The sequence below is a fragment of the Solimonas marina genome (assembly GCF_012241385.1).
GTDB classification, from domain to species: Bacteria; Pseudomonadota; Gammaproteobacteria; order Nevskiales; family Nevskiaceae; genus Solimonas; species Solimonas marina.
Genome location: NZ_JAAVXB010000007.1, coordinates 31,743 through 58,196, shown reverse-complemented (window position 1 = coordinate 58,196; position 26,454 = coordinate 31,743). Strand labels below are relative to the sequence as shown.

Below are 26,454 nucleotides of genomic sequence, written 5' to 3'. Positions count from 1 at the left end.
GGCGCGGCCGGGGGGCTAAAGGATATCCGAAGCGTAGGCCGCAAGCCTCGATCTTTCGCCGCGCGCCAGCGTTACGTGCCCGCCGTGCGGCCAGCCCTGGAAGCGGTCGACGACGTAGGTCAGGCCGGACGTGGTCTCCGACAGGTACGGCGTGTCGATCTGTCCGAGGTTGCCGAGGCAGATCATCTTCGAGCCGGGGCCGACACGCGTGATCAGCGTTTTCATCTGCTTGGCGGTCAGGTTCTGCGCCTCGTCGATGATGATGTAGCGATTGAGGAAGGTGCGGCCGCGCATGAAGTTCAGCGAGCGGATCTTGATGCGCTTGGCGAGAATGTCGTTGGTCGCCTGGCGTTCCCAGTCGCCGCTGGAGCTGTTCTGCGTCAGCACTTCGAGGTTGTCCATCAGCGCGCCCATCCACGGCGCCATCTTTTCCTCTTCGGTGCCCGGCAGAAAGCCGATGTCCTCGCCGACCGGCACGGTCACGCGGGTCATGATGATCTCGCGATAGCGCTGTTCGTCCATGGTCTGCGCCAGACCCGCCGCCAGCGTCAGCAGCGTCTTGCCGGTGCCAGCGGTGCCGAGCACGGTGACGAAATCGACGTCCGGGTCGAGCAGCAGGTTCAGCGCGAAGTTCTGCTCGCGGTTCTTGGCGTGGATGCCCCAGACCGCGGTCTTCGACGCGCGGTAGTCGCGCACCACGCGCAGCTCGGCCATCGAGCCTTCGACCTTGCTGACGACCAGTTCCAGGCCCTTGTCGTCGTCATCGTCGGGGATGTAGAGGAACTGGTTGACGTGCCATTCCTTGGCCAGCGGTCCCTTGATGCGATAGCAGGCGCGGCCGCGCGCGTCCTGCCAGCTTTCCATCTTCTCGCCGTGCGTCTGCCAGAAGTCGGCCGGCACTTCCTTGTAGCCGGTGTAGAGCAGATCCAGATCGTCGAGGACCTGATCGTTGTGGTAATCCTCGGTATGCACGCCGACCACGGCGGCCTTGATGCGCAGGTTGATGTCCTTGCTGACCAGCGCCACGCGACGCGTGGGGTGTTTGGTCTGCAGGTCCAGCGCGTTGAGCAGGATGCTGTTGTCGGGTTTGTTGCCCGGCATCATGCCCGGCAGCACGGCTTCGGCCGGCCGCGTCTGGAAGAACAGCTTGCCGCTGGCCGGTGCGCCGCTGCGGGTGCGATTGCTGCTGTTGGCCGGCCCGGTCCGCGTGCTGGGCAGCGGCAGGCCCTTTTCGATCTGCGCGTGGTTCTTGTCCTGCATCAGCTCGTCGAAGAAACGGCTGACCTGGCGCGCGTTGCGGGCGATTTCGCTCGTGCCCTTCTTGGCGGCATCGAGCTCTTCAAGGACCACCATCGGCACGAACAGATCGTGCTCTTCGAATCGGAACAGCGAGGACGGGTCGTGTAGGAGGACGTTGGTATCGAGGACGAAGATCTTGCGCTTGCTCATCGGCAATAGGGAATCCTGCGCGCACGTCCGGACGGCGTGGCGCTGACTGGAATCGGAGTGGAAGGCCAACCGGCTCCGTTCGGAACCCGGTGTGTCTGGCCTGCGCTGAAGCGGTCGTTCGTAATGTTGGCGGTGCAGCCTGGGTGGAGATGCGGCGCCGCGTCGGCGGCGTCCGGCCTCAATCTAGCGCAGGCGGTCCGCAGAAAGAAAGTGCTTTTCAGACGCGCGAATTGCCGGTAAGTTGGCTATTCGCCGCGCGCCAGAATTGGTCAAATTTCGCTCAGCGCGGCCAGCACTTCGGCCGCGTGGTTCTTGACCTTGACGCCGCGCCACTCGCGCTTCAGCACGCCCTTGGCGTCGAACAGGAAGGTGCTGCGTTCGATGCCCAGATATTTCTTGCCGTACAGGCTCTTTTCCTTGATCACGTCGAAGGCCTGGCACATCGCCTCGTCGCCGTCGGACAGCAGCGCGAACGGGAATTCGAACTTGGCGATGAAGTTGTCATGCGACTTCACGCTGTCGCGCGATACGCCGACGATCTCGGCGCCGGCCTTGGTGAACTGCGCATACAGGTCGCGGAAATCCTGACCTTCCTGCGTGCAACCCGGCGTGTTGTCCTTCGGATAGAAGTAGACGACCAGGGCCTTGCCCTTGAAGCCGCGCAGGCCGATGGTCTGGCCGCCGCTGGCCGCCAGCTTGAGGTCGGGAATCTTGTCGCCGGGCTTCATCGCGTGCTCCTGGAGTGCGCGTCGCGCCTCAGGTCTTGATCGGATCGAGCATGCCGTCGGCGTTGAGGTCGTCGCACAAATCCATGAACGACTCGCGCAGCGCCTGCGGATGCTGGTTGACCGGCACGTGCAGCACCATCTGCACGTTCGCCATGTCGGCGCCGGTGTACGTGGACTGATACTTCTGTGTCGAGATCTCGACGACCTCGACGTCCTGATGCTGGAAGAATTCGAGGATGTTGACGAGCAGGTTCGGATCCTGCGGCGCGATCACCTCCGCCGCGTATGGGCGGAAGTCGGGGTTGACCGGCCGCACCTCGCAGCGTTCGAAGCGCACCTGCAGTTCCAGCTTCTCGGCGATGCCGGGCAGGGCGGTTTCCAGCCGGCCGAGCGTGCTCCAGTTGCCCGACACCAGAAGATTCGCGGTCAGGCGGTCGCCGATCTGCGCGATCCGGCAGTCCTCGACCTCACCGCCGCGCTCGCGGATCGCCTTGAACAGCTCGAGCGCGACATTGCCCTTGGGCTTGCCGATGACGGAGACGGTGAGCAGATTATCGTTGGCGGACATGGGCGCAGCGGTGCGGTTAAGCCCGGTATTGTAGTGCCCGTCGACGGGCGGCGTCAGCCGCGCGCTCGGGCGGTTTCGCCCGACGCAGGCGCACTCGCTATACTTGCGCCCCCGTTCTCCCCGGTTTTCCTCAAAGCGCATGATCAAGGGCAGCATCGTTGCCATCGTCACTCCCATGTTCCCCGATGGCGCGGTGGACTGGGACAGCCTGTCGGCCCTGGTCGAGTGGCATATTTCCGAAGGTACGGACGCGATCGTCGCGGTCGGCACGACCGGCGAATCGGCGACGCTGGACGTCGACGAGCACATCGAGGTCATCCGCCGCGTCGTCAAGCTGTCGAAGAAGCGGATCCCGGTCATCGCCGGTACCGGCGCCAACTCGACGTCGGAAGCCATCGAGCTGACGCAGGCGGGCAAGGATGCCGGCGCCGATGCGGCGCTGCTCGTCACCCCGTATTACAACAAGCCGCCGCAGGAAGGCCTGTATCGCCATTACAAGGCGATCGCCGAGGCGGTCGACATCCCGGTCATCCTCTACAACGTGCCGGGCCGCACCGGCTGCGACATGCTGCCGGCGACCGTCGAGCGCCTGGCGCAGCTGAAGAACATCGTCGGTTTGAAGGAAGCCAAGGGCGACTTCGATCGCGTCAAGGATCTGCTGGCGCTCGATCTGCCGCGCGACTTCGCCCTGTACAGCGGCGACGACGCCACCGCCTGCGAATCGATCCTGATGGGCTTTCACGGCGACATCTCGGTCACGGCCAATGTCGCGCCGCGCAAGATGCACGAGATGTGCGTGGCCGCCGCCGCCGGCGATCGCAAGAAGGCCGAGCGTCTCGATACGGAACTTCAGCCCCTCCACAAGCATCTGTTCGTGGAACCCAATCCTATCCCCGTCAAGTGGGCGCTCAACGAAATGAACAAAATTCCGGCCGGCCTGCGCTTGCCGCTCGTCACCATGGACCCCTCGCACCAGGACACGGTCCGCAACGCGCTGCGCGCGGCAGGAGCGATCTGATGCGTGTGCTGCTCTGCGGTCTGCTGGTTGGTAGCGCACTGTTGTCGGCTTGCAGCGCCACGCGCCGTTGCGAAGGCGACCAGGCCTATCAGGACGCCAAGACGCTGCCGACGCCGGGCCAGATCCCGGGTCTCACGGTGCCACAATCGCCGACGGCGCTGAACATCCCGCCAGCGCCGGCGGACCAGGTGCCGTTTGGCCAGAAGGTCAAGAACCCCAAGGGTGGCACCGAGTGGGCCTGCCTCGACCAGCCGCCGCATATGACCGGCGGTTCGGAAGAAGAAGAAGTGATCTACACGATCAAAAAGAAGCAGAAAGGCGCCCCCGACAGCGACAAAGCCGCGACTCCCGACGACAAGAAGCAGCCTTAAGTCGCAATCGCCGCTATAATCGCCGCCCCGCGCGCACCGCGGGACCGATTACGGAGAGATGTCCGAGTGGTTGAAGGAGCACGCCTGGAAAGCGTGTATACGGTGAACGCCGTATCGAGGGTTCGAATCCCTCTCTCTCCGCCACAAAAACAAAAAAGCCCCTTGAATGGGGCTTTTTTGTTTTTGCAGGGTGAACAGCGAGAGAGGGATTCGAAGGCGCGGCAGCGCCCGGGTCCGGCGGCGTGCCCCGCGACATGCTACCCGCGGAACAAGCCCCTTGAATGGGGCTTTTTTGTTTTTGCAGGGTGAACAGCGAGAGAGGGATGGCGCGGCCCGTCCCTGGGCCGCGGCCTGCGGCCTCGCTGACGCTCGCTTCAAAGCGCTTCTGACGCTTTGGCCAGATGCGCAGCCGCGCCAGAGCCCGGTGGCGTATCCCGCGATGCGCTGTGTGCGACGAAAGCCCCTTGGATGGCGCTCTTGCGGGATTCTTGCCGCGCCCTCGGACGCCGCGGGGGCATCCGGCGTCCGCGGGCGTTTTGGGTCAGTAGAAGCGAACGTCGTCGATTTCGAGCCAGATCTTCTGGCCCGGGGCGCCGTAGCCGACGACTGCGATGCCGGTCAGGTCGTCGCCTGCCCAGCTTGTGTCGGCCGCCGCCAGGCCGACGTGCGCAGGCTTGAGGGCCGCCAGTTCATTAAACGGCACGTCCACCGACGCCCAATGCGCGCCGACGCTGATGTCGTGTTGCCAGCGCAGCGACCCGGCCGTGCGCAATGCGACGGCGCCGCGGCCGACCTCCCCACGAATCTGCAGGCGCACACCGTGGTACTGGCGCAGATCGGCCGGTGCGATCTGGCCGCGGCTCAGCGGCAGGATCGCGCTGGCGAAAGCGTCCGGCTCGCTCGACAGTTGTGCGGCCACCAGCAGGGCCTTGCCGTCGCCGTGGGTGATCGTGGTCGTCGTCTGGATCGTGCGGTCTTGACCGCCATCGGCTTCATCGACGCGCAGCGTATCGAGGGCGGTGCGGCCGTCGTCACGTTCGAAGTCGTCGACCAGCGCCGGCACCTTGATCGCCGGCATGTGATCGATGCGGTTGGTCGGCGGAATCTTTGCGCCCGGTCCGTAGACCAGCACGCCGTCGACGAAGGTGCGCTGCACCTTGCGCATCGCTGTGATGTCGGTCCACGGTGTGCCGTCGACGAGGATCAGGTCGGCGCGTTTGCCGACTTCCAGTGTGCCGCGATCATCCTGCAGCTTGAGTGCCGATGCGCTGGTGCGCGTTGCCGCGATCAGTGCCTGTTCGGGCGTCAGGCCGGCGCGCACCATCAGCTCCAGTTCGTGTTCGGTGGCGCCACGGTGCGCAAACATGCCGGCGTCGGTGCCGACTGCGACCGGGATGCCGGCGTCGTAGACGGCCTTGAGATTGTGCAGCGCGTCGTCGAATCGATGCAGGCGTGCCTGCATGCGTGGATCATCGATCGGATATGGCAGCGGCCGGTCCGGTTTGATCGGCTCATAGACCGCCAGCGTCGGGATGTAGTACGTGCCGGCCTTCTTGATCAGTGCCAGTGTCTCGGCGTCGATCGGCCGATCCTGCAGGCTGTGCGCGATGATGTCGACGCCGGCCTCGGCGGCGATGCGGCCACGATCGATGGTGACCGTGTGCGTCGCCACCTTGAGGCCGAACTTATGCGCCTCGTCGACCAGCGCCGCGAGGGTTTCCTCGTCCATGCTGGTGTTGTCGGGCGCGGCGCCGTAACGCCAACCGTCGGTGAAGGCTTTGATCAGGTCCGGATGATAGGCCGCGACCGCATCGACGGCGCGCCGCGCCGAGGCCGGCGTGTTGACCCAGCGCGTGGTGTTCTGGTCGGCCCAGTCGGCGCCATGGCCGAGCGGCGTGCTGATGCGCGCGGCGAAGTTGACGTGCGGCGCGTACAGCGTCGACAGCCACTGCCGGCGCGGGGCATAGGACTCCGGCGCGGCGTTGAAGTCGTCGACCGTGGTGACGCCGGTCGCCAGGTAGGCGAGGGCGATCTGCGGCGTGTAGGCCGGCGTGCTGCTCGGCGTCCAGTGCGTGTGCAGGTCGAAGATGCCGGGCATCAGGGTCTCGCCCTTGGCGTCGATCACTGTGGCGTGCAGGGGGACTTTCACGTCGGGGCCGAGCGCGGCTATGCGACCGTCGCGGATCAGTAGTGTGCCGCGATACGGTGCGGTGCCGGCGGCATCGAAAATCTGTGCATGAACGATGGCCGTGGTGTCATCGGTGGCGGCACGGCTGGGGACGGCGACCATGGCGGCGAACAACGCTAGCGCCGCGATCGGCAGCGCGGGGTGCAGCGGATGCAGTTTCATCGGAATCGAGTCGGTGTCGGGGGAAAGGTGACCGCGGATGCGGGTGGATTTGCGCCCGTTCCCTGCGCGAACGCGGCGCATCGGCAACAAGATCCATGCCGCGAGCGCCGCGCTCGCGCATAAATGACGCACTCTTCATCGTCCGCGCCGCTACGGCGATGGCGCCTGGCCGGGATTTTTCCGCGTGCCAGCGCAGTTTCGGCGGCAAAATGGCGGATATTCACGAGTTCGGCATTGTCCCTGCCGATCGAGCGCCCTATAATTCGCGCCCCTTGGGCCGGGATAGCTCAGTCGGTAGAGCGACTGATTCGTAATCAGTAGGTCGCAGGTTCGATTCCTGTTCCCGGCACCATTCAAGGGTCCATCGAGGCCCAGGGACGTACAGATAACCGCGCTAATGCGCGGTTTTTTGTTGGTTTTGTGCTTTTCTCCGTCCATGGTTGACCGCCCCTGACCATTGCTTGACGTGGGTAACTTCGTGGGTAACTTGGGTGTCGGCCCGCATTCCGTCCCCGGAGTTACCCACATGCCGACGAACCTGCTGTCCCCCGCCAAGGTCGACAAGATCAAGCCGGGCACCAAGCCCCTGAAGCTCAATGACGGCGACGGCCTGTTCCTGCTCGTAAACCCGAACGGCTCGAAATGGTGGCGCTTCCGCTACCGCCACGACGGCAAGTCCAAACTGCTGTCGCTCGGCGTGCACCCCCATACCGGCCTGGCCGATGCGCGTCAGCGCCGCGACGAATGTCGCCGGCTGATCGCGCAGGGCGTCGATCCGTCCGTGCACCGTCAGGGCACCAAGCAGGCCGCGGTTGCCGCTCTGTCGAACAACTTTGAGGCCGTGGCGCGCGAGTGGCTGAGCAAGCAACAGCACCTGTCCCTCGTCACGCTCGACAAATCGCGGGTGCTGCTGGAGCGGTTGGCCTTTCCGTGGATCGGGGAAAGCCCGGTTTCCGACATCACGGCACCGGCGCTGCTGGCCGTGCTGCGTCGCGTCGAAGGCCGTGGCCGCATCGAGACCGCCCACCGCCTCAAGCAGCTTTGCGGCCGAGTGTTCCGGTACGCGATCGCCACCGGCAGGGCTGAGCGCGATCCATCCGCCGATCTGCGTGGCGCCCTGGCTACGGCGAAGGTGAGCCACCGTGCGGCAGTGACGGAGCCCGCAGCGTTCGCCAAGCTGCTGCACGACCTCGACGGCTACACGGGGACGTTCGTCGTCGCCAGCGCGCTGAAGGTCGCGCCACTGCTGTTCGTTCGCCCCGGCGAGCTGCGCCGCATGGAATGGCCGGAGCTGAACCTTGAGGCTGCCGAATGGCGTATTCCAGCGTCCAAGATGAAGATGCGGCGTGAGCATGTCGTGCCGCTGCCGGTCCAGGTGATCGACATCCTGCGCGAGCTGTACCCGCTGACCGGCCGCGGGCCGGATCTCCGGCTTGACGCGCCGCGGTACGTCTTCCCGTCGTCACGATCGCGCCTGAAGCCGATGAGCGAGAACACGATCAATGCCGCACTGCGCGGGCTCGGGTACTCGAAGGATCAGGCGACTGCGCATGGGTTCCGCGCCACCGCGTCCACGCTGCTGCATGAGCTCGGATGGCCGTCGGACGTGATCGAACGCCAGCTTGCCCACCAGGAGCGGAACGCGGTCAAGCGCGCCTACAACCGATCGCAGTACCTGGCCAAGCGTCAGAAGCTCATGCAGGCGTGGGCCGATCACTGCGATGCGTTGAAGCGCGGCGACCGCAAGGTGACAGCACTGCGCGCAGTCTGAATTTCTCACCGCCGCCCGTGCGATTCACGGGTTTCGAGGCGAACCGGCCCACTTGTCACCGGCTGCGCCCATCCATTGGAGTAACGATCGATGCAACAAGCCTTTAGCGTCCCGCAAAACACCCTCATCAGCGACCAGACCGCCGACACGCTCGTCTCCTGCGTGAACGTACTCGCCTTCCTGCTCGACGCGGAGGACACGCGGCAGGAAGCCGGCGACGCCGCCGCGCCGATGAGCGATGCCGCCAAGGACGGCGAGCAGTGGGTGCGCATGCTGGTCATGGACGCACTGCGCTACGAGGCGACACGGACGGCAGGCGGCGGCTAAACGATCGTGCTCAGCGGCACCGAGCCCGCGGTCGACGCGTGACCGGCGGCATCGCCCGGCCGGACAGGGGAAACCCCTCGACGGCCGGGCGGTTCACATTTTCATTGCGCCATATCGCGTTCCGATATAAGATACGCACATGGCGATCCTGTCCTTCAAGTGCGCCGACACCAAAGCCCTGCATGAGCGGAAGCGCGTGGCGCGGTTCGTGAACATCGAGGCGGTGGCGCGGCGAAAGCTGGCGCAACTAGACGCAGCGATGACGCTGGACTTCCTGCGCTCGCCGCCGCGTAACCTTCTTCAGGCCCTCAAGGGCGACCGCAAGGGGCAGCACAGCATCCGCGTCAACGATCAGTTCCGCGTGTGCTTTGTCTGGACCGCGCAGGGACCGAAAGACGTTGAGATCGTGGATTATCACTGACGGAGCACGAACATGGCGAAGAAACTGAAGCCGATTCACCCCGGCGAAATCCTGCGCGAGGAGTATATGATTCCGCTCGGTCTTTCGAGCAACGCGCTGGCGCGCGCGATCGATGTCACGCCGGCCCGCGTCAACGAGATCGTCCGCGAGCGTCGCGGCATCAGTGCCGACACTGCGCTGCGCCTGGCGCGTTTCTTCAAGACCGACGCACAGAGCTGGCTGAACCTGCAAACGAACTACGATATGCAGTGCGCCGAGGATGCGGCGGGCAGCGCCATCGCGAAGATCAAGCCGTTGATGCAGACAGCCGTGGCAGCGTAGCCGTGGCTGAGGGTTGCATCGACGAGCCGTCGACGAGCCCCGATCATGAGGCCTATCTTGATGCGCTGCGCGCTGTTTACGATGATCTGAGCGCTACACAGAGGCCTGTCGAAACGATGTGTCCGTGGCCTTGGCCCTGGGACTCCGTGTCATCGGAAACAGACCCCGCGGCCATCGCCTTCGAAGCCGCTATGTATGCGATTGAGCGCGGGACTGCTTGCCCAGCATGGGCGGCGGATGTTGTAACGGCAGGGTGGAGCCGCTTTCGATCGCATGAAATCGGAACACTGGGCGAAGCCTTCGTCATTGCGCCGCACGTCAATCGCAAAGTCCGGAAGAACAAGAAAGCGCCCCACCGCGACGCAAATATTGCAGACGAAGTGGAATCGTTGAAGGCCGGCGGTTTGAAGCATGGTCAGGCTATCTCTCGCGTGGCCAAAAATAGAGGTAAAAGCCAGAAAACTGTAGAGCTGGCGATCACTAGCACTAGGAAAATGGACGCCTTAGTTGCGTCCGACGAACCGCTGGAGGTCGACGCGGCAAGTTTCCGGGCAAATAATTAGGGTGATTTAAGGCCGCATCTGCTTAAGCTGTTGAACCCATGCCCGCCGACGTGCGGGGTTAAACATGGAGATCGACGGTGAATATGCTTTCCCCCGCCCCACGGTCGGCCGAAGCGAGCGACAAGTTCCATCGCTTCCGCCTCATCAGTTTCGACGAATGCCGCGAGATGGTCGGCTTCAAGAGCCGCACCAGCGTCTACACGGCGATCGCCAACGATCCGAACTTCCCGAAACCGATTACGCGCGGCCGCAACCGCTTTTTCCTCGAAAGCGAAGTCCTGGCTTACATCCGGGGCCTCGCAGCCCAGCGCAAGACTGCTAAGCCGGAGCCCAACGAGGTTTCGTCGGGGGGCGCATAGTGAACACCTCCCGCGATCATCCGAATAGCGGCGCAGCTCAGCGCCAGCGGCTGTTACATCGTCTGCGCAAGGGGCCGGCGACGACGATCGAACTGCGCCGTGACCTCGACATCCTGATGCCGGCGGCGCGCGTTCACGAACTGCGCCACAAGCACGGCGAGCCGATCGAACTGGTCTGGACGGAGGCATATACCGACGCTGGCCGCAAACACCGTGTCGGCCTCTACTTGCTGCACAGCGGCAATGGTGCCGGGTCGTGAAGAAGAGGCGCAGGCCGAAAATCGGCGATTCGCACGTGCGGATTTACGGCTGGGAGCACGAGTTTCCGGCCTATCGCACGTTGTCGACTGACGCCCGTGCCCTGTTGATCGAGTTCCGCGCGCTTTACAACGGCGGCGAGAACCGCGTCTTCCTGAGCGTGCGCCAGATGCAGGAACGCATGGGCAACGTCGGGCAGCGCCGCGCACAGAGCGCACGCGACGAGCTGCTCGACCGCGGTTGGGTGCGCATGATTGAAGCCGGCGCGTTCAACCGCAAAACAAAGCAGGCCACGGTCTACGCGCTGACCAACGAGCCCCTGGCCGAACGCGACGGTGCCACCGCGACGAAGGACTACGCCCGCTGGCAGCCACAAAAAAGCACGGTAGCCATTTTGGCTACCGTGAAGACAAAAGGCCGATTGCCACGGTAGTCAAAACGGCTACACAGGTAAGTTACCAGGGGGTGCAGCGCGAAAGCGCCGCGCTTTGGCTCTGGGCGGCATTGCTTCCTAGCATCAGCGCAGATGATCAGTTGCGCGTGTTTGTCGCATGGCTCGCAACGGCCGGCGGCATGGAGTGCAGCGCATGATCTGCAAATGCGGCGGGCACACTCGCAGCCAGTCTGCGCGTTCCCCAGGGGCTCGGCTGAGCTGGGACCAATGCGGCGCCTGCGGTCGATGCAGCGCCTTCAAGCTACTCGTCTCGGGCGTACGTGTCGCCAGCGAACAGCCGGCGCGACGTGCATTTCAGGACGTCGCGCTGCTCGCATTGATTCAGCGGCGGTGCACCACATGAGCACGCCGAAAAAATTGGCACAGGGCCCGATGCCGCAATATTTCCTGAGTCCTCGCGAATATTCGCGAGGACTCGCGAGTCCGCTGAGACTTAAGCGGAGCCGGATGAGGCAGACCGCCGTCGGACGGCCGAACGCCGGCCGAGACCGTCGGGCCGGTTGCAGAGGCCCTGCGCACATCTGGTTTACATCGAGTTAACACCCCTGCGCGAGCTGCTCGCCCCGCTATGCAGACTTCTCGCGTCAAACCGCGATCATCCAAGGCAACAGGAGAACGTGCCATGCAATCGATCGATGCCCCTATCCGCGCCGTCGCAAAGGCCGGCTACACCGCCGGCGGCCCGGTCGGCGCAGTGCTCGGTCAGATGGCACGGAAAGCCGCTCAGCGCGCCACCGTGCGCAACGTCGAGCAGCTACAGCGACTCATTGCCGCCAGTGCGCTTCCGCGTTACATCGTGAACCGCTACGCGACGGTGGCCGGCAAGAGCGGGACGCCGCAGGAGCTGTCTCAGTACCTCGTCACGGCGCCGCATACGGACTTGCTCGACCTCGCCGCGAAACTCAACACGCTGAAAGGACCGCAGCGCAAGCTCGCCGGCGACGCCCTGGCGCTCACGCTCAGCGGGCAGGCGGGGGAATGAACATGACCCTGAACGACACCATCGCCGCCCTGGCGGCTCGCCGTGAAGCTCTGTCGGCGGAACTGGATCAGCTCGCAGCCGACAGCATCGCGCAGGCCACGCCTCTGGAAGAGCGCGCCGCGCGCCTCGCCCGGATCGCCGACGACATGCTGGTCGTGTTCACCGCTGAACGGCGTGCGCACGGACTCGCATAGAGCGAGGGGAGTGTCATGGCGAAAGGCATCAAGACCGGCGGCGGTTCTCGCAAGGGCCGGCCGAACAGGGCAACGGCGAAGCGCGAGGCTGAGATTACTGCGTCTGGCCTGACGCCGCTTGATTTCCTGCTGACGGTCATGCGCGATGGTTCGCGAGAGACCGCGGAGCGTATGGACGCTGCGAAAGCGGCGGCGCCGTACTGTCATCCCCGGCTAGCAGCCCAGACTTTGAGCATCGGCGGGGAGGCCAGTTACGAGGATCGTCTGCGGCTGCTTTGCGAACTGGATGCGATGTCGGATGAGCAGCTTGTGAGCCGCGAAGCCGCCCTACGTGCCGAGCTGGAAGAAGCCGAGCGAGGCCGTCATGGTTGACGAATTGACGCAGGCCGGCTCACAAGTCGACGACGCCACAGTCGAGCACCGCCCGAAGTCGACCAAGGGCCGCACCGCGGCCGACCCGGGCCGCTACAAGAAACAGTACACCCGGCGCCCATGCGCCTACCCGTTCGAGGTTGCCGTCGAAGCCCGCAAGCACGGCTTCCTCTACCGGGAGATCGTCGAGAGCCTGCAGCAGACGCACGGCGTCAAGGTCTCGTGGATCCCGTGCGGGACTGGGTGAAGCATCACTATCGAATGCGGAGCTGACTGCCGCCGCCATCCACCGCCGCAAGGAAATCTGGGAGGCGCTGCATCCGGAGAAGGTGGTCGACGTGACGGTAAAGGCGAAGCTGGGTGGGATAAGTTGTCCCGCCCAGGTCACGCGAGATTCAAGAGGGCAGCGGAAATGTCCGCAACAGAAGGAAGCCTTCGCCGCCGAAACCTCCATGCTCACTAGCGAATCGAAGCGCGACATCAACCGCCATATCGCCCGGGCCAAAGCCCTTGGGCCGGCGAACGGCGACGAACCGCAAGCGCTACTTTCCCGTCGACGCCGGGTCGTCCTTCGACTGCTTAAGCACGGGTTCCTTCTTGGCCTCCGCCGACTCGCGAAGCTGCAGCGTCAGGCAGCGGGCTCGGCCAGCGGCGAGCATTTTTTCAGGCGGCGGGATCTGCTTTTTCTGCATCGGATATGTCCTCGGTGCGTCGATGGCTCGGCGAAGCGCGCCCGAGACTGTAGTTGATGGCCAGCGCAAACCTCTCGTCTCTGGCGTGTGCCATCTGACCGTTCATCGGCTAGATCGGTGAAGAATGCTTGCCGTCTCAAGCGTGCTTGCGTCTGAGGTCGCATGAATGTCGGCGTGGAATTTCGCGTCGTGGGTAATTTTTGCGGTAACTATGCGGAGCACTGATTGAGATTTATATAGAAATCAATGCGGATAGCCGATTTTTCCGTTCCTGTTCCCGCACCAACCGCTTCAAATACAAAAGCCCCGCTCCACGGGGCTTTTGTATTGGTGCCCCGCCGTGCGGCTTGTACGTCAGTGGCACAACATTGGTGGAACGCGGCGGCGTTGCGGCGCTCGACGCGCGCTCGATCCCCGAACGTCGGACCACATCCTCGACGCATCGCCGCGCATTCCGGTTGCGTTCAGCGCTGAAGCGTTGAGCTGTGAGCCTTTCCTGAGACGTCATACTCGGGATCGGCCGTCGGCGCAGGCGGGCGTTCGCGACGTGGCGTCTCGTTTTGCTGCCCCGACCGAGATCCCCATGTCCAAGAACGTTGCTGAAGTCGTCGTCGATACCCTGGTTCAGGCGGGCGCCCGTCGCTGTTGGGGCATCGTCGGCGACACGATCAATCATTTCACCGACGCCGTACGCCAATCCGAGCTGCGCTGGGTGCACGTCCGCCACGAAGAGGCCGGCGCGCTGGCCGCCGGTGGCGAGGCCTACATGCGCGGCGAACTGGCCGTCTGCGCCGGCACCTGTGGTCCCGGCAGTCTGCACTTCGTCAACGGCATCTTCGAATCGCATCGCAACGGCGCGCCGGTGGTGCTGATCGCATCCGACGTGGCGCGCACCGAGGTCGGTCTGAACTTCCCGCAGGAAGTCGACCAGCGCCGCATCTACGAGCAGTGCAGCGTGTTCTGCGAATACATCTCGCATCCGGATCAGGCGCGGCGCATCACTGCGCTGGCGGCACAGGCGGCGCTCACCCGTGGCGGCGTCGCCGTGGTCATCGTCAACGGCGATATGTTCACCGAGAAGACCGACGACGCGCTGCCGTGGGCAGTGCACCGTCCGGCCTCGGTGCTGCGTCCCGCCGACGCGGAGTTGGACGCGTTGGCGCAACTGCTCGATGCCGCCGAGACCGTCACGATCTATGCCGGCAGTGGCGCCGCAGCGGCGGGCGAGGCAGTCGTCGCGTTGGCCGGCGCACTGAAGGCGCCGGTCGTGCATACCAGTCGCGCTAAGGAATTCATCGAGCCGAATAATCCGTTCAACGTCGGCATGACCGGCATTCTCGGCAACAAGGCCGGCGCCGAGGCGATCGAGCGCGCCGAGATCATGCTCTGCCTGGGTACCGATTTCGCGTGGACGCAGTACTACCCGGAAGGCAAGCGCGTCGTTCAGATCGACCGTGAGCCGGCGCACCTCGGCCGTCGTGCGCCGATTCGCATGGGCTTGGTCGGCGATGTCGGCGATACGATTCGCGCGCTGCTGCCGCGTTTGCAGCCCAAGCAGGACGAGTCGCATCTGCAGACAGCGCTCGAGCAATGGAAGCGCGACGGCGAAGGCTATGCGGCCTCTGCAGTCAGCAAGGATGCGGCCTTGATTCATCCGCAGACGGTGGCGCAGATGCTCGATCGCCTGGCGGCGCCGGACGCGATGTTCACCGCCGATGGTGGTTCACCGATGGTCTGGCTGCTGCGTCACCTCAGTGCCAACGGCAAACGACGCTTCCTGACCAGCCTGCTGCACGGCACGATGGCCAATGCCTACCCGCAGGCGATGGGCATGGCGGCGGCGTATCCGGATCGTCAGGTCATCGCCTTGTGTGGCGACGGCGGCATGACGATGTTGATGGGCGATCTGTTGACGCTGGTGCAGGAACAGTTGCCGGTGAAGTTGCTGATCTTCAATAACGGGTCGCTCGGCTTCGTCGAAATGGAGCAGCGCGTCGAAGGGCTGCTCGATTCGTTCACCGAGCTCAAGAACCCGGACTTCGCGCGCCTTGCTGATGCCTGCGGTCTGCGCGGTTGGCGCGTGAGCCGCGCCGACGAACTCGAAGGCGCGATGCGCGCCTGGCTTGAGGCCGATGGCCCGGCGCTGCTCGATGTCGCGGTCAATCGCGTCGAACTGGTGATGCCGCCGCATGTGACGGCGGGGCAGGTTGCATCGACGGCGATGTTCGGTGTCAAGGCGGTGTTCGACGGCCGCGTCGAGGAAGTGGTCTCGCTGTTGCGCGACAACTTCGTGCGCTGACCCCGTCGTGCGCTGAACGCTCATCCCCGCACAGCGCGGGGATGAGCGTTCGAGTCGAATCATCGCCTGGCGGCGTCGACTCAGAAATCGACAGCGACGCGCAGCGTGCCGATCAGCAGGTTGTCATTGCTCGACACGCCGCCCGGCTTGTAGATGTACTGCAGGCTCGGTTCCAGATTCAGCCATGGCAGCACCTTGGCGCGGTAATACAGCTCCGATGGGTATTCCGAGCCCGGCGCCTCGCCGCCAGCAATGTGCTGTGCGGCCGCCGCGCTGCTGCTGACGCGCGTGCGACCAACGACGAACCCGAGCGCATCGTCCGGCCTCGCTGCGAACGGACCCGCATAGCGCATGCCGATCGACAGCAGCTGATCGACGTACGACGTGGCCGAGTCAGCCTGCACGAAGTTCACGAACAGTGACATGCCGCGCTTCGGTGAGCCGTCAACCGAAGTGATCTGCTGCTGGATGTTGAAGTACAGGCCGCTGTTGCCATCGTGCTGCTTGGCCGGTTCGCCGGTCAGGGCTTGCGGCTCGCCGTTGACGTCGAGCAACTGGTCGCTGCTGTCGGCCGTGTCGCGCCACAGGCCGACGAAGAAGCTGCCCGGAAGGTTCGACGCCCCGAGCCGCATCGAACTGCCGAACTCGGCGACGTAGAGGCCGCCGATGGTGCCGGACGGGCTGCCGACGTTCATCGATTGGCCGTTTTCGAGGTAGCGCGGATTGACCTGCGTTGCGCTGACCATCGCGTACCAGCCGGAATCGAAGTCGTAGCGGATGCGGCCGCCCCACTGGCTGACCGGGTAGTTGTACCAGGTCGACACCAGATAGCCGGGCAGGCCGCCGCAGAAGCTGAGGTTGATGAAATCGCAGCCGTAGTTGGCGATGTCGATGTTCATCGGCAGGCGGCCGAGCTTGATGTCGAGCTTGTCGTCGAGCAGCTTCTGTTCGAGATAGAGCATCGTCCAGCGCGTGACGCTGCCGCGTCCGTAGATTTCCTGGAACTGCATCAACGCGCCGAGATCGGCCTTGTCGTTGAGGTTGTTGCCATTGCGATCGGTCACCAGCACGCGAACGCTGGCGCCGGACCACGACAGCAGCTTGTCCAGATCCAGGCCGAGCCCCAGTTCGAACTCGTCGGCGTACGCGCCCTCATTGTGATCGCCGCCGCTGATGTTGGTCGCCGACTCACTGAGGTAGCCGAGCGAAAGATCGACGCCCGCATCGCTCAGCGCGCGACGCGTGCCGTTCCAGTCGCCTGTCAAGTGTGAATTGTCGTCCGCCGCCAGCGCGCTCAGGCTGGCCGTCATGCCGATGCACAGGGTGCCGGCGCAGAGCAGCCGGTGAAATTTGACCATCATGATTCTCCTCGGTGTGTTGGTATCGGGGGCGAGTGCGCAAGCTGCCGACTCGCCGATGCGGCGCGGGCAGTCGTGCCAGCGCCTCAGGAACGCTCTTCGCCGACGGTGGCGATCTTCATCGTGTTGGTGCCGCCGGCGCCGGCGAAGCGTCCGGACGTGACGAGCACGCGATTGCCCGGCTGCAGGTAGCCGCGCGACTGCAGCAGTTCGATCGCCTCGCGGTGCGGCGCCAGATTGGGGTTGCCGGGATCGTGTGGCGTGAAGGCCAGCGCCACGACGCCACGGCACAGTTTCATGCGTCGGCGCGTGCTCTCGTAGGGCGTCAGCGCATAGATCGGAACCTCGGTGCCGGCGCGCGACAGGGTCGCTGCGGTGGCGCCCGATTCGGTCAGTGCGACGATCGCCTCGGCTTCCATGTGCGTCGCCGTCCATGCGGTCGCCATCGCGATGGTGGTGTCGGTGCGATCGAAGCGGTTCAGTGCGCGGCGTCGAGCCGACGAGGCCGGCAGGCTTTGTTCGGCGCCGGCGCAGATGCGCGACATCACGTCGACGACATGGGCGGGGTCTTTGCCGACCGCCGTTTCGGCCGACAGCATCACGGCATCGGTGCCGTCCATGACGGCGTTGGCCACGTCGAGCACTTCGGCGCGCGTCGGGCTGCGCTGATGAATCATCGATTCCATCATCTGCGTCGCCGTGATGACGCCACGGTCGAGACTGCGCGCGGTTTCGATGATGCGTTTCTGCCAGCCGGGCAGGGCGGCGTCGCCGATTTCGACGGCAAGGTCGCCGCGCGCCACCATGACCAGATCGCTCGCGGAGACGATGCTGTCGAGCGCATCGAGGGCTTCGGCGCGCTCGATCTTGGCGACCAGCTGCGCCGTGCCGCCGGCTTCGGTCAGCAGCTGGCGTGCTTCCAGCATGTCGTCGGCCGTTCGCGGAAACGAGATGGCGATGAAGTCGGCGTCGAGCGCGACCGCGTGCCGCAGGTCCTCGCGGTCCTTGTCGGTCAGCGCCGCGGCCGACAGGCCGCCGCCGAGCTTGTTCAGTCCCTTGCGTGCCGACAGCGTGCCGCCGGAGACGACGTGCGTGATGACCGCGGTGCCGCGGACCTCCTCGACCTCGATGATGATGGCGCCGTCGTCGAGCAGCAGGACGTCGCCCGCCACGACATCGATCGGGAGCGGCGCATAGCTGCAGCCGACGATCTCGCGCGTGCCTAGGTCGGTCGGATGCTGCGTATCGATGACGAAGCGCTGTCCGACATCCAGTTCGATCGGTCCGTCGACGAAGCTTTCGATGCGAATTTTCGGACCCTGCAGGTCGCAGAGGATGGCGACGTCGCGCTCCAGAGTGTGGGCGATGCGTCGCACGCGTTCGGCGCGCTGTCGGTGCTGCTCAGCGGCGCCGTGCGAGAAGTTGAGCCGGACGACGTCGACGCCCGCGGCAATCAGGGCGCGGAGTTTGTCGTCGTCATCGGTAGCGGGTCCGAGGGTTGCGATGATCTTGGTGGCACGCATGAGTCGTTTTCAAAATGGGCGAAAAAAGCTTGAGACGATCCCTGCGCGAACGGATCGCGCATGCAGAGATTTCGGGTGGTGACAGAGTCGCGGGGGCTGACGGCCCGCCGGATATCGCTATGAAGGGGCCGACGCCGCGGCCTGCCACAGTCTTGCGATATCCCGTGCGCGCTCGCGCAACAGCGGTGCGGCGCCGCTGAGTGCGTCGGACAGGGGCATCGGCCGTGGCACCAGGCTGAAAGCGGCGCTGATGCCGTGCTCGTAAAGTGCCTCGTAGCCGTCGCCGAGTGAGCCAGCCAATACCAACACCGGAGCGTGATGTCGTGCGGCATGTCGGGCGACGCCGAACGGCGTCTTGCCGTTCAAGGTCTGGCGGTCGACACGTCCCTCGCCGGTGATGACCAGATCGGCGTCGCGCAAGGCGTCGTCGAGGCCGACCAGTTCGGCGACGACATCGACGCCGGGTCTGAACGTCGCGCCGAAGAAGGCCTTGAGCGCAAAGCCGACGCCGCCGGCCGCCCCGGCGCCGATGCTGTCGCGCTCGTCGCGGCCCAGCGTCTGCGCGCACAGGTCCGCAAAGTGCCAGAGCGCTGCGTCGAGCTGTTGCACTTGCGCCGCATCCGCGCCTTTCTGCGGGCCAAAGATGTGCGACGCGCCATCCGGTCCGCACAAGGGGTTGCGCACGTCCGCGGCGACCTCGACGTGGACGTGCGCCAGGCGCGGATCGAGTTGTGTCAGATCGATGCTGGCAAGCGCTTGCAGTGCGCGCCCGCCGGGCGGCAAGGGCCGCGCGGCGGCGTCGCGCAGTTGCACGCCGAGCGCCCGCAGCAGGCCGGCACCGCCGTCGTTGGTCGCCGATCCGCCGATGCCGATGATGATGCGTTGCGCGCCGGCGTCGAGGGCGGCGCGCATCAGCTCGCCGGTGCCGTGGCTGCAGGCCAGACCGGCGTCGCGACGGTCGGCGTCGACCAGCATCAAGCCGCTGGCTGCCGCCATGTCCAGAATCGCGAGCCGGGCCTGGGGCAGCCAGGCCCATTGTGCGTCGACATCGCCACCGAGCGGTCCGTGGACCCGCGCGGTCCGTGGCTGCGCGCCGATGCCGGCGTCGAGCACGACCGCCACCGTCCCTTCGCCGCCATCGGCCATCGGCCGCAGTCGGTACTCGGCGTCCGGCCAGACCTGCGCGAGACCGTCGCGGATGGCCTCTGCGACGCCTCGCGCAGACAGGCTTTCCTTGAAGGAATCCGGCGCGATCACGATGGTCTTCATGCGGCTACGGTGCTCCGGCGCTCAGACCGTGGTGCGCGCACTATGGCGCGTGAAGAGCTGACACGCGACACCCAGCAGCGCGCAGCCGGCCATCGTGAAGAACGTGTAGACGTAGCCTTCCGGGCTCTTCCAGCCGCCGCCCAGCGAGATCAACCACCCCATCAGCACCGGCGAAATGCCGCCGCCGATGAACATCGCCGTGGTGATGATGCCGTTGGCTGTCGACGTTGCCGCCGGCGGCGCCGAGTCGGATGCTGCGGCGTAGTAGATCGGCCAGACCGCGTTGGCGACGAGGCCGAACAGCAGCTGCATGATGATGATCAGCGTCATCGTGCTGGCGAAGTAGAAGCCACCGACACTTGCCGCCATCCAGATGCCGCAGATCACCAGCGTGGTGCGCCGGCCGATGGAGTCGGACAGCGTCGGCCACAGCAGCTGGCCGAGGATGCCGGTCAGCGTGAACACCACGCTCATGCCCGCCGACGCCGCGAGCGACAAGCCGGAGATGTTGTACAGATAGGCGGGCAGCACGATGTTGACGCCCATGTACACGACCTGTGTCAGCAGGGTGTTCGACGCCGTCATCGCGATATTGCGGTTCTTGATCGTCTTCTTGAACATCGCCAGACCCTGCCCCTTGGCGGTGTGCCCCTCGTTGGCATTCGGCGGGGTCAGGCCCTTGGCGGCGATGTCCTTGTACAGCGTGTCGACCTTGGCCTGGGTCGAATAGCGTGCCCAGAAGATCATCAGCGGCACGGCGACGATGAAGGCGACAAAGAACACATAACGCCAGTTGTCTTCGCCGAAGGTCATCAACACGAAACTGGCGATCACGCCGCTGAGCAGGGCGCCGACCGGATAGCCGGTGTGATGCACGCCGAGCGCAAAGCCGCGGCGCTCGACCGGCCACCATTCGGCGGTGTTGCTGACGCCGACCGGCTCGCCCCAACCCGCACCGAGGTTGACGCCGATGCGCAGCGCGACGAACGCGACGAGCTTGGCGCTCAGGAATTTGAAGCCGGACAGGAAGGAGATGGCCGTGTAGCCGAGGACCAGCGGGACCTGGAACTTGGCGCGCTTGGCGCCGGCGCCATAGCGATCACTCCAGATCGAGCCGGGAATGTCGAGGACGGCCAGCGCCAGCATGACGAACGTCACCAGCGTGCCCCACTGGTCGGCGGATAGTTCGAAGTGTTTGGAAATGGTGGGGCCGAGACGCAGGATGATTTCGCGGTCGTAGGCGTTGAGAACCCAGATCATCCAGCAGACAAGCAGCGAGACCCAGGAATATTTGTGGGTGCCTTTGAGGAATTTTTTCATTTTTCAGGGCCAGATCGGTCGTGTCGCCGGCGGAGCCGGCGTTGAAAGTGCCGTGGAAGCGGGGCTCAGTGGGCGAAGCGCTGTTCGGCAATGCCGCGGATGCCCAGCCCCTTGATCGCGAACAGCGCACCGCGCAGCTGTCCATCTCCCGGGAAGCGTGGCAGTGGTGGCTTGGCCATCGATGTGACGAACAACACATCCATGTCCGGGCCACCAAATGCGACGCTCGTGACTTTCTTGACCGGCATGTCGATGACGCGGTCGACACGGCCGTCCGGTGCGTAACGGATCAGCTTGCCGCCATAGACCAGCGCCTGCCACAGACAACCTTCGGCATCGACGGTCGCGCCGTCGGCGGCACCGCCGCTCGACGTGTCGACCTTGGCGAAGGTGCGACGATTGCTGACCGCGCCGGTCTCGGTGTCGTAGTCGTACGCCCAGATCTCACCGGACCAGGTGTCGCAGAAATAGAAGGTACGACCATCCGGGCTCCAGCACGGACCGTTCGAGCAGACGATGTTGTCGTCGAGGACGTGCAGCTTCAGATCCGGATCGAGACGGTAGAGCCGACCACTGGCGTCGTCCTCCATCGTGTCCATCGAGCCGACCACGAAGCGTCCCTGACGGTCGACCTTGCCGTCGTTGAGCCGGTTTGCCGGCTTGTCCGATTCGGGATGCACGATCAGCTGCAGATCACCGCTCTTGAAATCGAGGAGATGCAAGCCCGATTGCAATGCCACGACGGCCTGTTCGCCGTTCCGGCACAGCGCCATCGAGCCGATCTTGCTGCCGACGTCCCATGCACGGATTTCGTGGCCATCCTGCGTGCCGCGAAATATCCTGCCGTCCAGGCTGTCGATCCAATACAGTCGCTGCTGTTCGACGTCCCACACCGGGCCTTCGCCCAGCGTGGTTTTCAAGTCGGTGACGATCTCGATATTCAAGTTTCTCCTCCCTCTTGGATTCATATCCAATCAATCGCTGTTTTAGGACATCAGAAACGCCTCGCACTCGGGCGTTCTGTTCACAAAAAATCAGAAGCCGACGGCATCCGCTCCCTTGAGTCCCAGCATCTCGCGGGCTTGCGTCGGCGTGGCAACCGTCAGGCCGAGTGCTTCGATGACGGTGCGAATGCGGCGCACCTGATCGGCATTCGACTTTGCGAGCGTGCCCGGACCATCCCAGATCGAGTCTTCAAGGCCGACGCGAGCGTTGCTGCCCATGGCCACGCCCATGGTCGCGAGCGGCATCTGGCTGCGGCCGGCGCCGAGGATGGACCACTGGTACTGATCGCCGAACAGGCGGTCCGCGGTGCGACGCATCTGCATCAGATCTTCGGGGTGTGTGCCGATGCCGCCGCGCAGGCCGAATACCGACTGGATGAAGATCGGTGCCTTCAGCAGCCCGCGATCAAGAAAATGCGCAGCGCTGTACAGGTGCCCGATGTCGTAGCACTCGATCTCGAAGCGCGTGCCGTTCGTCGAGCACGAATTGAGGATGTAGGCGATGTCGCGAAAGGTGTTGCGGAAGATGCGGTCGTCGCTTTCTTCGAGGTACGGCCGTTCCCAGTCGTATTTGAATTCATGGAAACGATTGAGCATCTCGTACAGCCCGAAATTCATCGAGCCCATGTTCAGCGACGCCAGCTCTGGCTTGAGCTGCAGCGCTGGTTGCAGACGTTCCTCGACGCCCATGTTTGGCGCACCGCCGGTGGTGAGATTGATCACCACATCGCTGGCGTTCTTGATGGTCGGCAGGAATTGGCGAAACAGCTCGGGGTCCTGCGTCGGCTGGCCGTTTTGCGGATCGCGCGCATGCAGATGGACGATGGCGGCGCCGGCTTCGGCGGCGCCGATTGCGGCCTGCGCGATTTCATCCGGCGTGACCGGCAGATACGGCGACATCGACGGCGTGTGGATGGCACCGGTCACGGCGCAGGTAATGATGACAGGGCGGTTCTTGGCCATAAGGCGTGCTCAATCTTGTTCTGTAGTCGGGGGAGGTGACGAGATGCCGAGACGCGCGGTGTGCGACGTCTGGTGTCTTCAGAGGTATTCGACGTTGCCGTCGACGCTGATCGCCTGGCCGGTGATGTTGTAGGCGGCCGGTGAGCAGAGGAACAATGCGGTGGCGGCCACGTCGTCGGCGGTGACCATGCGGCGTAGCGAGATCTTCTTCAGATACTCCTTGCGCATTTCCTCGAAGCTCAGACCCATCTGTTCGGCACGCGCGCCGATGACGCCGTCCATGCGCGGACCTTCGACGATGCCGGGCAGCAGCGCATTGACGCGAATATCGGCTTCGCCGAGTTCGGCGGCCAGCGACTTCGTCATGCCGACGATCGCCCACTTGGTGGCGGCATAGGGCGTACGCCATGCATAGCCGAGGCGGCCGGCCACCGAGGCCATCTGCAGCAGGTGCGCATGCTCAGAGTCCTTCAGCATCGGCACCGCGTGATGGGCGAAGCGATACTGTGCATTGAGGTTGATCTCGACGGTCTTCTGCCAGTCGCTCTCGCTGATGGCGTCGATGCCCGCCGTCGGACCGGCGATGCCGGCGTTGTTGATCAGCACGTCGAGCCCGCCGAACTGCTGGCGCTGCTTTTCGAAGACCGACTCGACGGCGGCAACGTCGGACACGTCGGCGACCGTCGCACACGCCTGCGGATGTCGCTGCATGAATGCTTCCACCGCGGTGGTGCTGACGTCGCACACGTGGACCGACGCACCGGCTTCCAAAAAGGCGCTGGCGAGCGCTTCGCCGATGCCGGCTGCGCCACCGGAAATCAGGACACAAAGGCCGGGGTAGGGCTTGAGCTTTTCCAGAACGCTCATCTTGCGGAATCTCCAGTGCGGGTTGACGAGGCCTGTGCGCTCAGTAGCTTCAGGAGCGAATCAGCGGCCTGCATGATGTCGTCGGCGACTGCCGCCCTGGCGGCGGCAGCGTCGCGTGAATGCAACGCATCGAGGATGCGGGCATGCGCTTCCATCGAGCGGTGAAGGTGAGTGTTCTGCGGTGCGACCAGAGCGAAGCAAGGGCCGACGTGCAGCCAGAAATTCTCGACTGCCGCCATGATCAGATCGGACTGCGCAACGGCGTAGATGCGCCGATGAAACGCGAAGTTCGTCCACAGGTAGCGCGAGGCATTGGCTTCGGCGACGGCGGCGCTCATCTGCTCGTAGAGCTTCGATATCTGCGCCAGGTCGCGCGACGTGATCTTGGCGATGCAGCGTTCGACGAGCAGCCCTTCGAGTGCCACACGTGCGTCACGAATCTCACGGAGGCGTTCGCTGGTAATCAGCGGGACCCGCAGTCGTGAGCTTTCGGTGACGGTGAACGCGCCTTCGGCGACCAGTCGATTGAGGGCGTCGCGAATCGGCATCGAGCTGGCGCCCAGGGTTTCGGCGAGCCCACGAATCGTGAACTTGTGACCCGGCTCGAAGCGGCCGCTCATGAGCGCCTCGCGCAATTGCCGGTAGACCTGATCGGCGAGGCTTTCGCGCGAAACAGGCTTGAAATTCGGGCCTGACAGACGGCTCATCGATTCTCCTCCGATGTAGCTTGCGTTATGGGCAAAGTAGATATGTGATCACAAATATTGTCAACCGAATCGTGATCGGCGGCAGTCTGGGGCTGCCGTTTCGTCGCCCTCAGGCGATGCAGGGGTGAATATATTGTTTATTTAAAACAGAAGCTTGAAGGCGGGTGTCGACGCTCGCCCGCACTTCTGCCGATCAGCTTCGACGTTTGCCGAAGTGGGCGATCGCAATTTCCCGAAGCGCGCGCGCAGCAGTCGAGAGTTCGGCGTCGGCGCGGCGGATCAGGCCCACCGAGCGCTCGATGATGGGCGCGGTCAGCGGCAGGCACTGTGCGCCGAGCGCGCTCATCTGGCGTGCGCACAGCGCCGGTACGGCGCTGACGCCGAGCCCGGCGGCGACCATCTGTCCAACGGTCGCGAGCTGGTGGCATTCGTAGGCGATGTCGAACTCGATGCCGTGCCCGCGCAGCGCTTTCTCCAGCGTGGTGCGGACGGTGGACGGCCGCTGCAAGGCGATGAATCCACCGGTCATGAGCTGGCTCCAGTTCACGCGCTTGTAGCGCGCCAGCGTCGATTTGCGGGAAACGACGGCAATGAAGCGATCGCGGAACAAGGCGTCGAAGTGCAAGGGATGCTGGGTCTCGGGCTGAAAGCCGAAGCCGATCTCCACGCGCCCGCTCGCGACCATTTCCAGCACGTCTTCGTGAATGACGTCGTGAATCGCGAACTGGATGCCTGGGTGGCGGCGACGGTATTCGAGCATCAGCTGCGGCAGCACATTGCCTGCGAAGGACGGCATGGCCGCGGCGGAGACATGGCCCCGCTGCAGGGCGAAGCGTTGCCTTAGCTGCTCGCTGGCATTGTCCCAGTCTGCGAGCAGGCGCTGGGCGATCGGCAGCAGCGCCGCGCCTTCCGGTGTGAGGCGAACCTGACGTGTGGTGCGAGTGAACAAGGCGCCGCCCAGCGCCTCCTCGAGACTGCGAATGCTCAGGCTCAGCGCCGGCTGCGACATGTGCAGTGCTTCGCCTGCGCGGACGAAGCTGAGGCTTTGCGCGACGACGGTGAAAGCCCGCAGCTGTCGGGGATTCATATAAGTGATAGTTATTAATTTATTTGAAAAATAAAATTATCAAATAGATAGACCTAAGTAAAACTCATGTGCTTGCAAACGATGCAAGCCGTGCAGGACTTGCGAGGAGAGCGATGTGAAAGGTTTCGACAAGCGCGTGGAAAGCTATGCGGACGCGCTGGCTGGCTTGAGCGACGGCATGACGGTGCTCGCGGGCGGCTTCGGTCTGTGCGGTATTCCGGAGAATCTGATCGAGCAGATTCGCGTGATGGGCGTGAAGGGTCTGACGGTGGTGTCGAACAACTGCGGGGTCGACGACTTCGGCCTCGGCGTGCTGCTCAAGGATCGGCAGATTCGCAAGATGGTCGCGTCCTACGTCGGCGAGAACGCGGAGTTCGAACGGCAGCTGATGTCCGGTGAACTGGAAGTCGAGCTGACGCCGCAGGGCACGCTGGCCGAGAAGATGCGCGCGGGCGGCGCCGGCATTCCGGCGTTCTTCACCGCGACCGGCTACGGCACGCCGGTGGGCGAGGGCAAGGAAGTCCGCGAGTTCAACGGGCGGCCGCACATTCTGGAACACGCCATCACCGGCGACTTCGCGATCGTCAAAGGCTGGAAGGCGGATCGTTATGGCAACGTCATCTACCGACACACCGCGCAGAACTTCAATCCGTGCGTGGCGGCGGCCGGGCGCATCACCGTGGTCGAAGTCGAGAAGATCGTCGAGCCGGGCGAACTTGAGCCGTCGCAGATTCACACCCCGGGCATTTACGTTGACCGCTTGATCGTCGGGTCTTTCGAAAAGCGGATCGAGAAGCGCACTGTGCGCACCGCGGCCTAGCGCTGGGCTCAGCGCAACAACGACGACAGACACGACAGG

30 protein-coding genes and 2 tRNA genes are annotated in these 26,454 nt (G+C 64.5%); 18 read left to right on the top strand and 14 right to left on the bottom strand.

Features of this window, described 5'->3' with window-relative positions; all coding sequences use genetic code 11:
- Positions 1 to 15: 15 nt before the first annotated feature.
- The 3 genes from G7Y82_RS13075 to G7Y82_RS13065 all read right to left on the bottom strand — a co-directional run bounded on the left by G7Y82_RS13075 (position 16) and on the right by G7Y82_RS13065 (position 2,901).
- A complete protein-coding gene (locus G7Y82_RS13075; protein ID WP_168148577.1) occupies positions 16 to 1,449 on the bottom strand; it encodes a PhoH family protein in 1,434 nt (477 codons plus the stop codon).
- A gap of 269 nt (positions 1,450 to 1,718) precedes the next feature.
- On the bottom strand, positions 1,719 to 2,177 hold the full coding sequence (locus tag G7Y82_RS13070) for a peroxiredoxin (RefSeq protein ID WP_168148576.1): 459 nt from the start codon (positions 2,175 to 2,177) through the stop codon (positions 1,719 to 1,721).
- A gap of 28 nt (positions 2,178 to 2,205) precedes the next feature.
- The gene (locus tag G7Y82_RS13065) at positions 2,206 to 2,901 is read right to left on the bottom strand and encodes a glycine cleavage system transcriptional repressor (protein ID WP_240954280.1); all 696 of its coding nucleotides are present in this window, start codon (positions 2,899 to 2,901) and stop codon (positions 2,206 to 2,208) included.
- On the opposite strand from G7Y82_RS13065, the gene dapA reads away from it, so the two are divergent.
- From dapA to G7Y82_RS13050, 3 genes are all read left to right on the top strand, one after another.
- On the top strand, positions 2,885 to 3,763 hold the full coding sequence (dapA, locus tag G7Y82_RS13060; RefSeq protein ID WP_168148575.1) for a 4-hydroxy-tetrahydrodipicolinate synthase: 879 nt from the start codon (positions 2,885 to 2,887) through the stop codon (positions 3,761 to 3,763). The genes G7Y82_RS13065 and dapA overlap by 17 nt on opposite strands.
- Positions 3,763 to 4,134: a hypothetical protein gene (locus tag G7Y82_RS13055; protein WP_168148574.1), complete on the top strand. Its 372-nt coding sequence runs from the start codon at positions 3,763 to 3,765 to the stop codon at positions 4,132 to 4,134. Before dapA ends, G7Y82_RS13055 begins: the two co-directional genes overlap by 1 nt.
- A gap of 52 nt (positions 4,135 to 4,186) precedes the next feature.
- Positions 4,187 to 4,278: transfer RNA gene (locus G7Y82_RS13050), tRNA-Ser, on the top strand.
- 397 nt (positions 4,279 to 4,675) lie between these two features.
- On the opposite strand, the gene G7Y82_RS13045 is transcribed toward G7Y82_RS13050, so the two are convergent.
- Positions 4,676 to 6,484: an amidohydrolase family protein gene (locus G7Y82_RS13045; RefSeq protein ID WP_168148573.1), complete on the bottom strand. Its 1,809-nt coding sequence runs from the start codon at positions 6,482 to 6,484 to the stop codon at positions 4,676 to 4,678.
- Positions 6,485 to 6,760: 276 nt separating this feature from the next.
- Here G7Y82_RS13045 and G7Y82_RS13040 point away from each other — a divergent pair.
- The 13 genes from G7Y82_RS13040 to G7Y82_RS12980 all read left to right on the top strand — a co-directional run bounded on the left by G7Y82_RS13040 (position 6,761) and on the right by G7Y82_RS12980 (position 12,753).
- Positions 6,761 to 6,836, top strand: a tRNA-Thr gene (locus G7Y82_RS13040).
- Positions 6,837 to 7,010: 174 nt separating this feature from the next.
- Complete coding sequence (locus G7Y82_RS13035) at positions 7,011 to 8,255, top strand: tyrosine-type recombinase/integrase (RefSeq protein WP_168148572.1); 1,245 nt, start codon at positions 7,011 to 7,013, stop codon at positions 8,253 to 8,255.
- Positions 8,256 to 8,345: 90 nt separating this feature from the next.
- Complete coding sequence (locus tag G7Y82_RS13030; protein ID WP_168148571.1) at positions 8,346 to 8,582, top strand: hypothetical protein; 237 nt, start codon at positions 8,346 to 8,348, stop codon at positions 8,580 to 8,582.
- Positions 8,583 to 8,721: 139 nt separating this feature from the next.
- On the top strand, positions 8,722 to 9,003 hold the full coding sequence (locus G7Y82_RS13025; protein ID WP_168148570.1) for a type II toxin-antitoxin system RelE/ParE family toxin: 282 nt from the start codon (positions 8,722 to 8,724) through the stop codon (positions 9,001 to 9,003).
- A 12-nt stretch (positions 9,004 to 9,015) separates the two neighbouring features.
- A complete protein-coding gene (locus G7Y82_RS13020) occupies positions 9,016 to 9,324 on the top strand; it encodes a HigA family addiction module antitoxin (RefSeq protein ID WP_168148569.1) in 309 nt (102 codons plus the stop codon).
- Positions 9,325 to 9,515: 191 nt separating this feature from the next.
- Positions 9,516 to 9,887 (top strand): hypothetical protein, encoded by a 372-nt coding sequence (locus tag G7Y82_RS13015; protein WP_168148568.1) that lies wholly within the window; start codon positions 9,516 to 9,518, stop codon positions 9,885 to 9,887.
- Positions 9,888 to 9,964: 77 nt separating this feature from the next.
- Positions 9,965 to 10,246 (top strand): hypothetical protein, encoded by a 282-nt coding sequence (locus G7Y82_RS13010; protein WP_168148567.1) that lies wholly within the window; start codon positions 9,965 to 9,967, stop codon positions 10,244 to 10,246.
- Positions 10,246 to 10,506 carry a helix-turn-helix domain-containing protein gene (locus G7Y82_RS21450; RefSeq protein WP_206370678.1) on the top strand — a complete coding sequence of 87 codons (261 nt, stop codon included), beginning with the start codon at positions 10,246 to 10,248 and terminating at the stop codon, positions 10,504 to 10,506. The genes G7Y82_RS13010 and G7Y82_RS21450 overlap by 1 nt, the downstream gene beginning before the upstream one ends.
- Positions 10,503 to 10,937, top strand: a complete 435-nt coding sequence (locus G7Y82_RS13000; RefSeq protein WP_168148566.1) for a helix-turn-helix domain-containing protein — start codon at positions 10,503 to 10,505, stop codon at positions 10,935 to 10,937. Before G7Y82_RS21450 ends, G7Y82_RS13000 begins: the two co-directional genes overlap by 4 nt.
- Positions 10,938 to 11,580: 643 nt before the next feature.
- Positions 11,581 to 11,940, top strand: coding sequence for a hypothetical protein (locus G7Y82_RS12995; RefSeq protein ID WP_168148565.1), 360 nt, complete (start codon positions 11,581 to 11,583; stop codon positions 11,938 to 11,940).
- On the top strand, positions 11,937 to 12,134 hold the full coding sequence (locus G7Y82_RS12990; RefSeq protein ID WP_168148564.1) for a hypothetical protein: 198 nt from the start codon (positions 11,937 to 11,939) through the stop codon (positions 12,132 to 12,134). The genes G7Y82_RS12995 and G7Y82_RS12990 overlap by 4 nt, the downstream gene beginning before the upstream one ends.
- Before the next feature lie 15 nt (positions 12,135 to 12,149).
- On the top strand, positions 12,150 to 12,506 hold the full coding sequence (locus tag G7Y82_RS12985; protein ID WP_168148563.1) for a hypothetical protein: 357 nt from the start codon (positions 12,150 to 12,152) through the stop codon (positions 12,504 to 12,506).
- Positions 12,499 to 12,753, top strand: coding sequence for a hypothetical protein (locus tag G7Y82_RS12980; protein WP_168148562.1), 255 nt, complete (start codon positions 12,499 to 12,501; stop codon positions 12,751 to 12,753). The genes G7Y82_RS12985 and G7Y82_RS12980 overlap by 8 nt, the downstream gene beginning before the upstream one ends.
- 295 nt (positions 12,754 to 13,048) lie before the next feature.
- On the opposite strand, the gene G7Y82_RS12975 is transcribed toward G7Y82_RS12980, so the two are convergent.
- The gene (locus G7Y82_RS12975) at positions 13,049 to 13,198 is read right to left on the bottom strand and encodes a hypothetical protein (RefSeq protein ID WP_168148561.1); all 150 of its coding nucleotides are present in this window, start codon (positions 13,196 to 13,198) and stop codon (positions 13,049 to 13,051) included.
- A 583-nt stretch (positions 13,199 to 13,781) separates the two neighbouring features.
- Between G7Y82_RS12975 and G7Y82_RS12970 the strand changes: the two genes are divergently transcribed.
- Complete coding sequence (locus tag G7Y82_RS12970; protein WP_168148560.1) at positions 13,782 to 15,497, top strand: thiamine pyrophosphate-dependent enzyme; 1,716 nt, start codon at positions 13,782 to 13,784, stop codon at positions 15,495 to 15,497.
- Positions 15,498 to 15,577: 80 nt separating this feature from the next.
- On the opposite strand, the gene G7Y82_RS12965 is transcribed toward G7Y82_RS12970, so the two are convergent.
- From G7Y82_RS12965 to G7Y82_RS12925, 9 genes are all read right to left on the bottom strand, one after another.
- Entirely contained in the window at positions 15,578 to 16,858 is a 1,281-nt protein-coding gene (locus G7Y82_RS12965; RefSeq protein WP_168148559.1) for a carbohydrate porin, read from the bottom strand.
- 83 nt (positions 16,859 to 16,941) lie between these two features.
- Positions 16,942 to 18,378 (bottom strand): pyruvate kinase, encoded by a 1,437-nt coding sequence (gene pyk, locus G7Y82_RS12960; protein ID WP_168148558.1) that lies wholly within the window; start codon positions 18,376 to 18,378, stop codon positions 16,942 to 16,944.
- A gap of 117 nt (positions 18,379 to 18,495) precedes the next feature.
- The gene (locus tag G7Y82_RS12955) at positions 18,496 to 19,647 is read right to left on the bottom strand and encodes a glycerate kinase (RefSeq protein WP_168148557.1); all 1,152 of its coding nucleotides are present in this window, start codon (positions 19,645 to 19,647) and stop codon (positions 18,496 to 18,498) included.
- 21 nt (positions 19,648 to 19,668) lie between these two features.
- A complete protein-coding gene (locus G7Y82_RS12950) occupies positions 19,669 to 20,967 on the bottom strand; it encodes an MFS transporter (protein ID WP_168148556.1) in 1,299 nt (432 codons plus the stop codon).
- A 65-nt stretch (positions 20,968 to 21,032) separates the two neighbouring features.
- Positions 21,033 to 21,911 carry an SMP-30/gluconolactonase/LRE family protein gene (locus G7Y82_RS12945; RefSeq protein WP_168148555.1) on the bottom strand — a complete coding sequence of 293 codons (879 nt, stop codon included), beginning with the start codon at positions 21,909 to 21,911 and terminating at the stop codon, positions 21,033 to 21,035.
- Positions 21,912 to 22,001: 90 nt separating this feature from the next.
- Positions 22,002 to 22,934, bottom strand: coding sequence for a 3,5-dioxohexanoate:acetyl-CoA acetone transferase (kce, locus tag G7Y82_RS12940; protein ID WP_168148554.1), 933 nt, complete (start codon positions 22,932 to 22,934; stop codon positions 22,002 to 22,004).
- Positions 22,935 to 23,012: 78 nt separating this feature from the next.
- Positions 23,013 to 23,801 carry an SDR family oxidoreductase gene (locus G7Y82_RS12935; protein ID WP_168148553.1) on the bottom strand — a complete coding sequence of 263 codons (789 nt, stop codon included), beginning with the start codon at positions 23,799 to 23,801 and terminating at the stop codon, positions 23,013 to 23,015.
- On the bottom strand, positions 23,798 to 24,508 hold the full coding sequence (locus tag G7Y82_RS12930; protein ID WP_168148552.1) for a GntR family transcriptional regulator: 711 nt from the start codon (positions 24,506 to 24,508) through the stop codon (positions 23,798 to 23,800). The genes G7Y82_RS12935 and G7Y82_RS12930 overlap by 4 nt, the downstream gene beginning before the upstream one ends.
- 193 nt (positions 24,509 to 24,701) lie before the next feature.
- Positions 24,702 to 25,595: a LysR family transcriptional regulator gene (locus G7Y82_RS12925; RefSeq protein WP_168148551.1), complete on the bottom strand. Its 894-nt coding sequence runs from the start codon at positions 25,593 to 25,595 to the stop codon at positions 24,702 to 24,704.
- Positions 25,596 to 25,710: 115 nt separating this feature from the next.
- On the opposite strand from G7Y82_RS12925, the gene G7Y82_RS12920 reads away from it, so the two are divergent.
- On the top strand, positions 25,711 to 26,415 hold the full coding sequence (locus G7Y82_RS12920) for a CoA transferase subunit A (RefSeq protein WP_168148550.1): 705 nt from the start codon (positions 25,711 to 25,713) through the stop codon (positions 26,413 to 26,415).
- Positions 26,416 to 26,454: the final 39 nt, after the last annotated feature.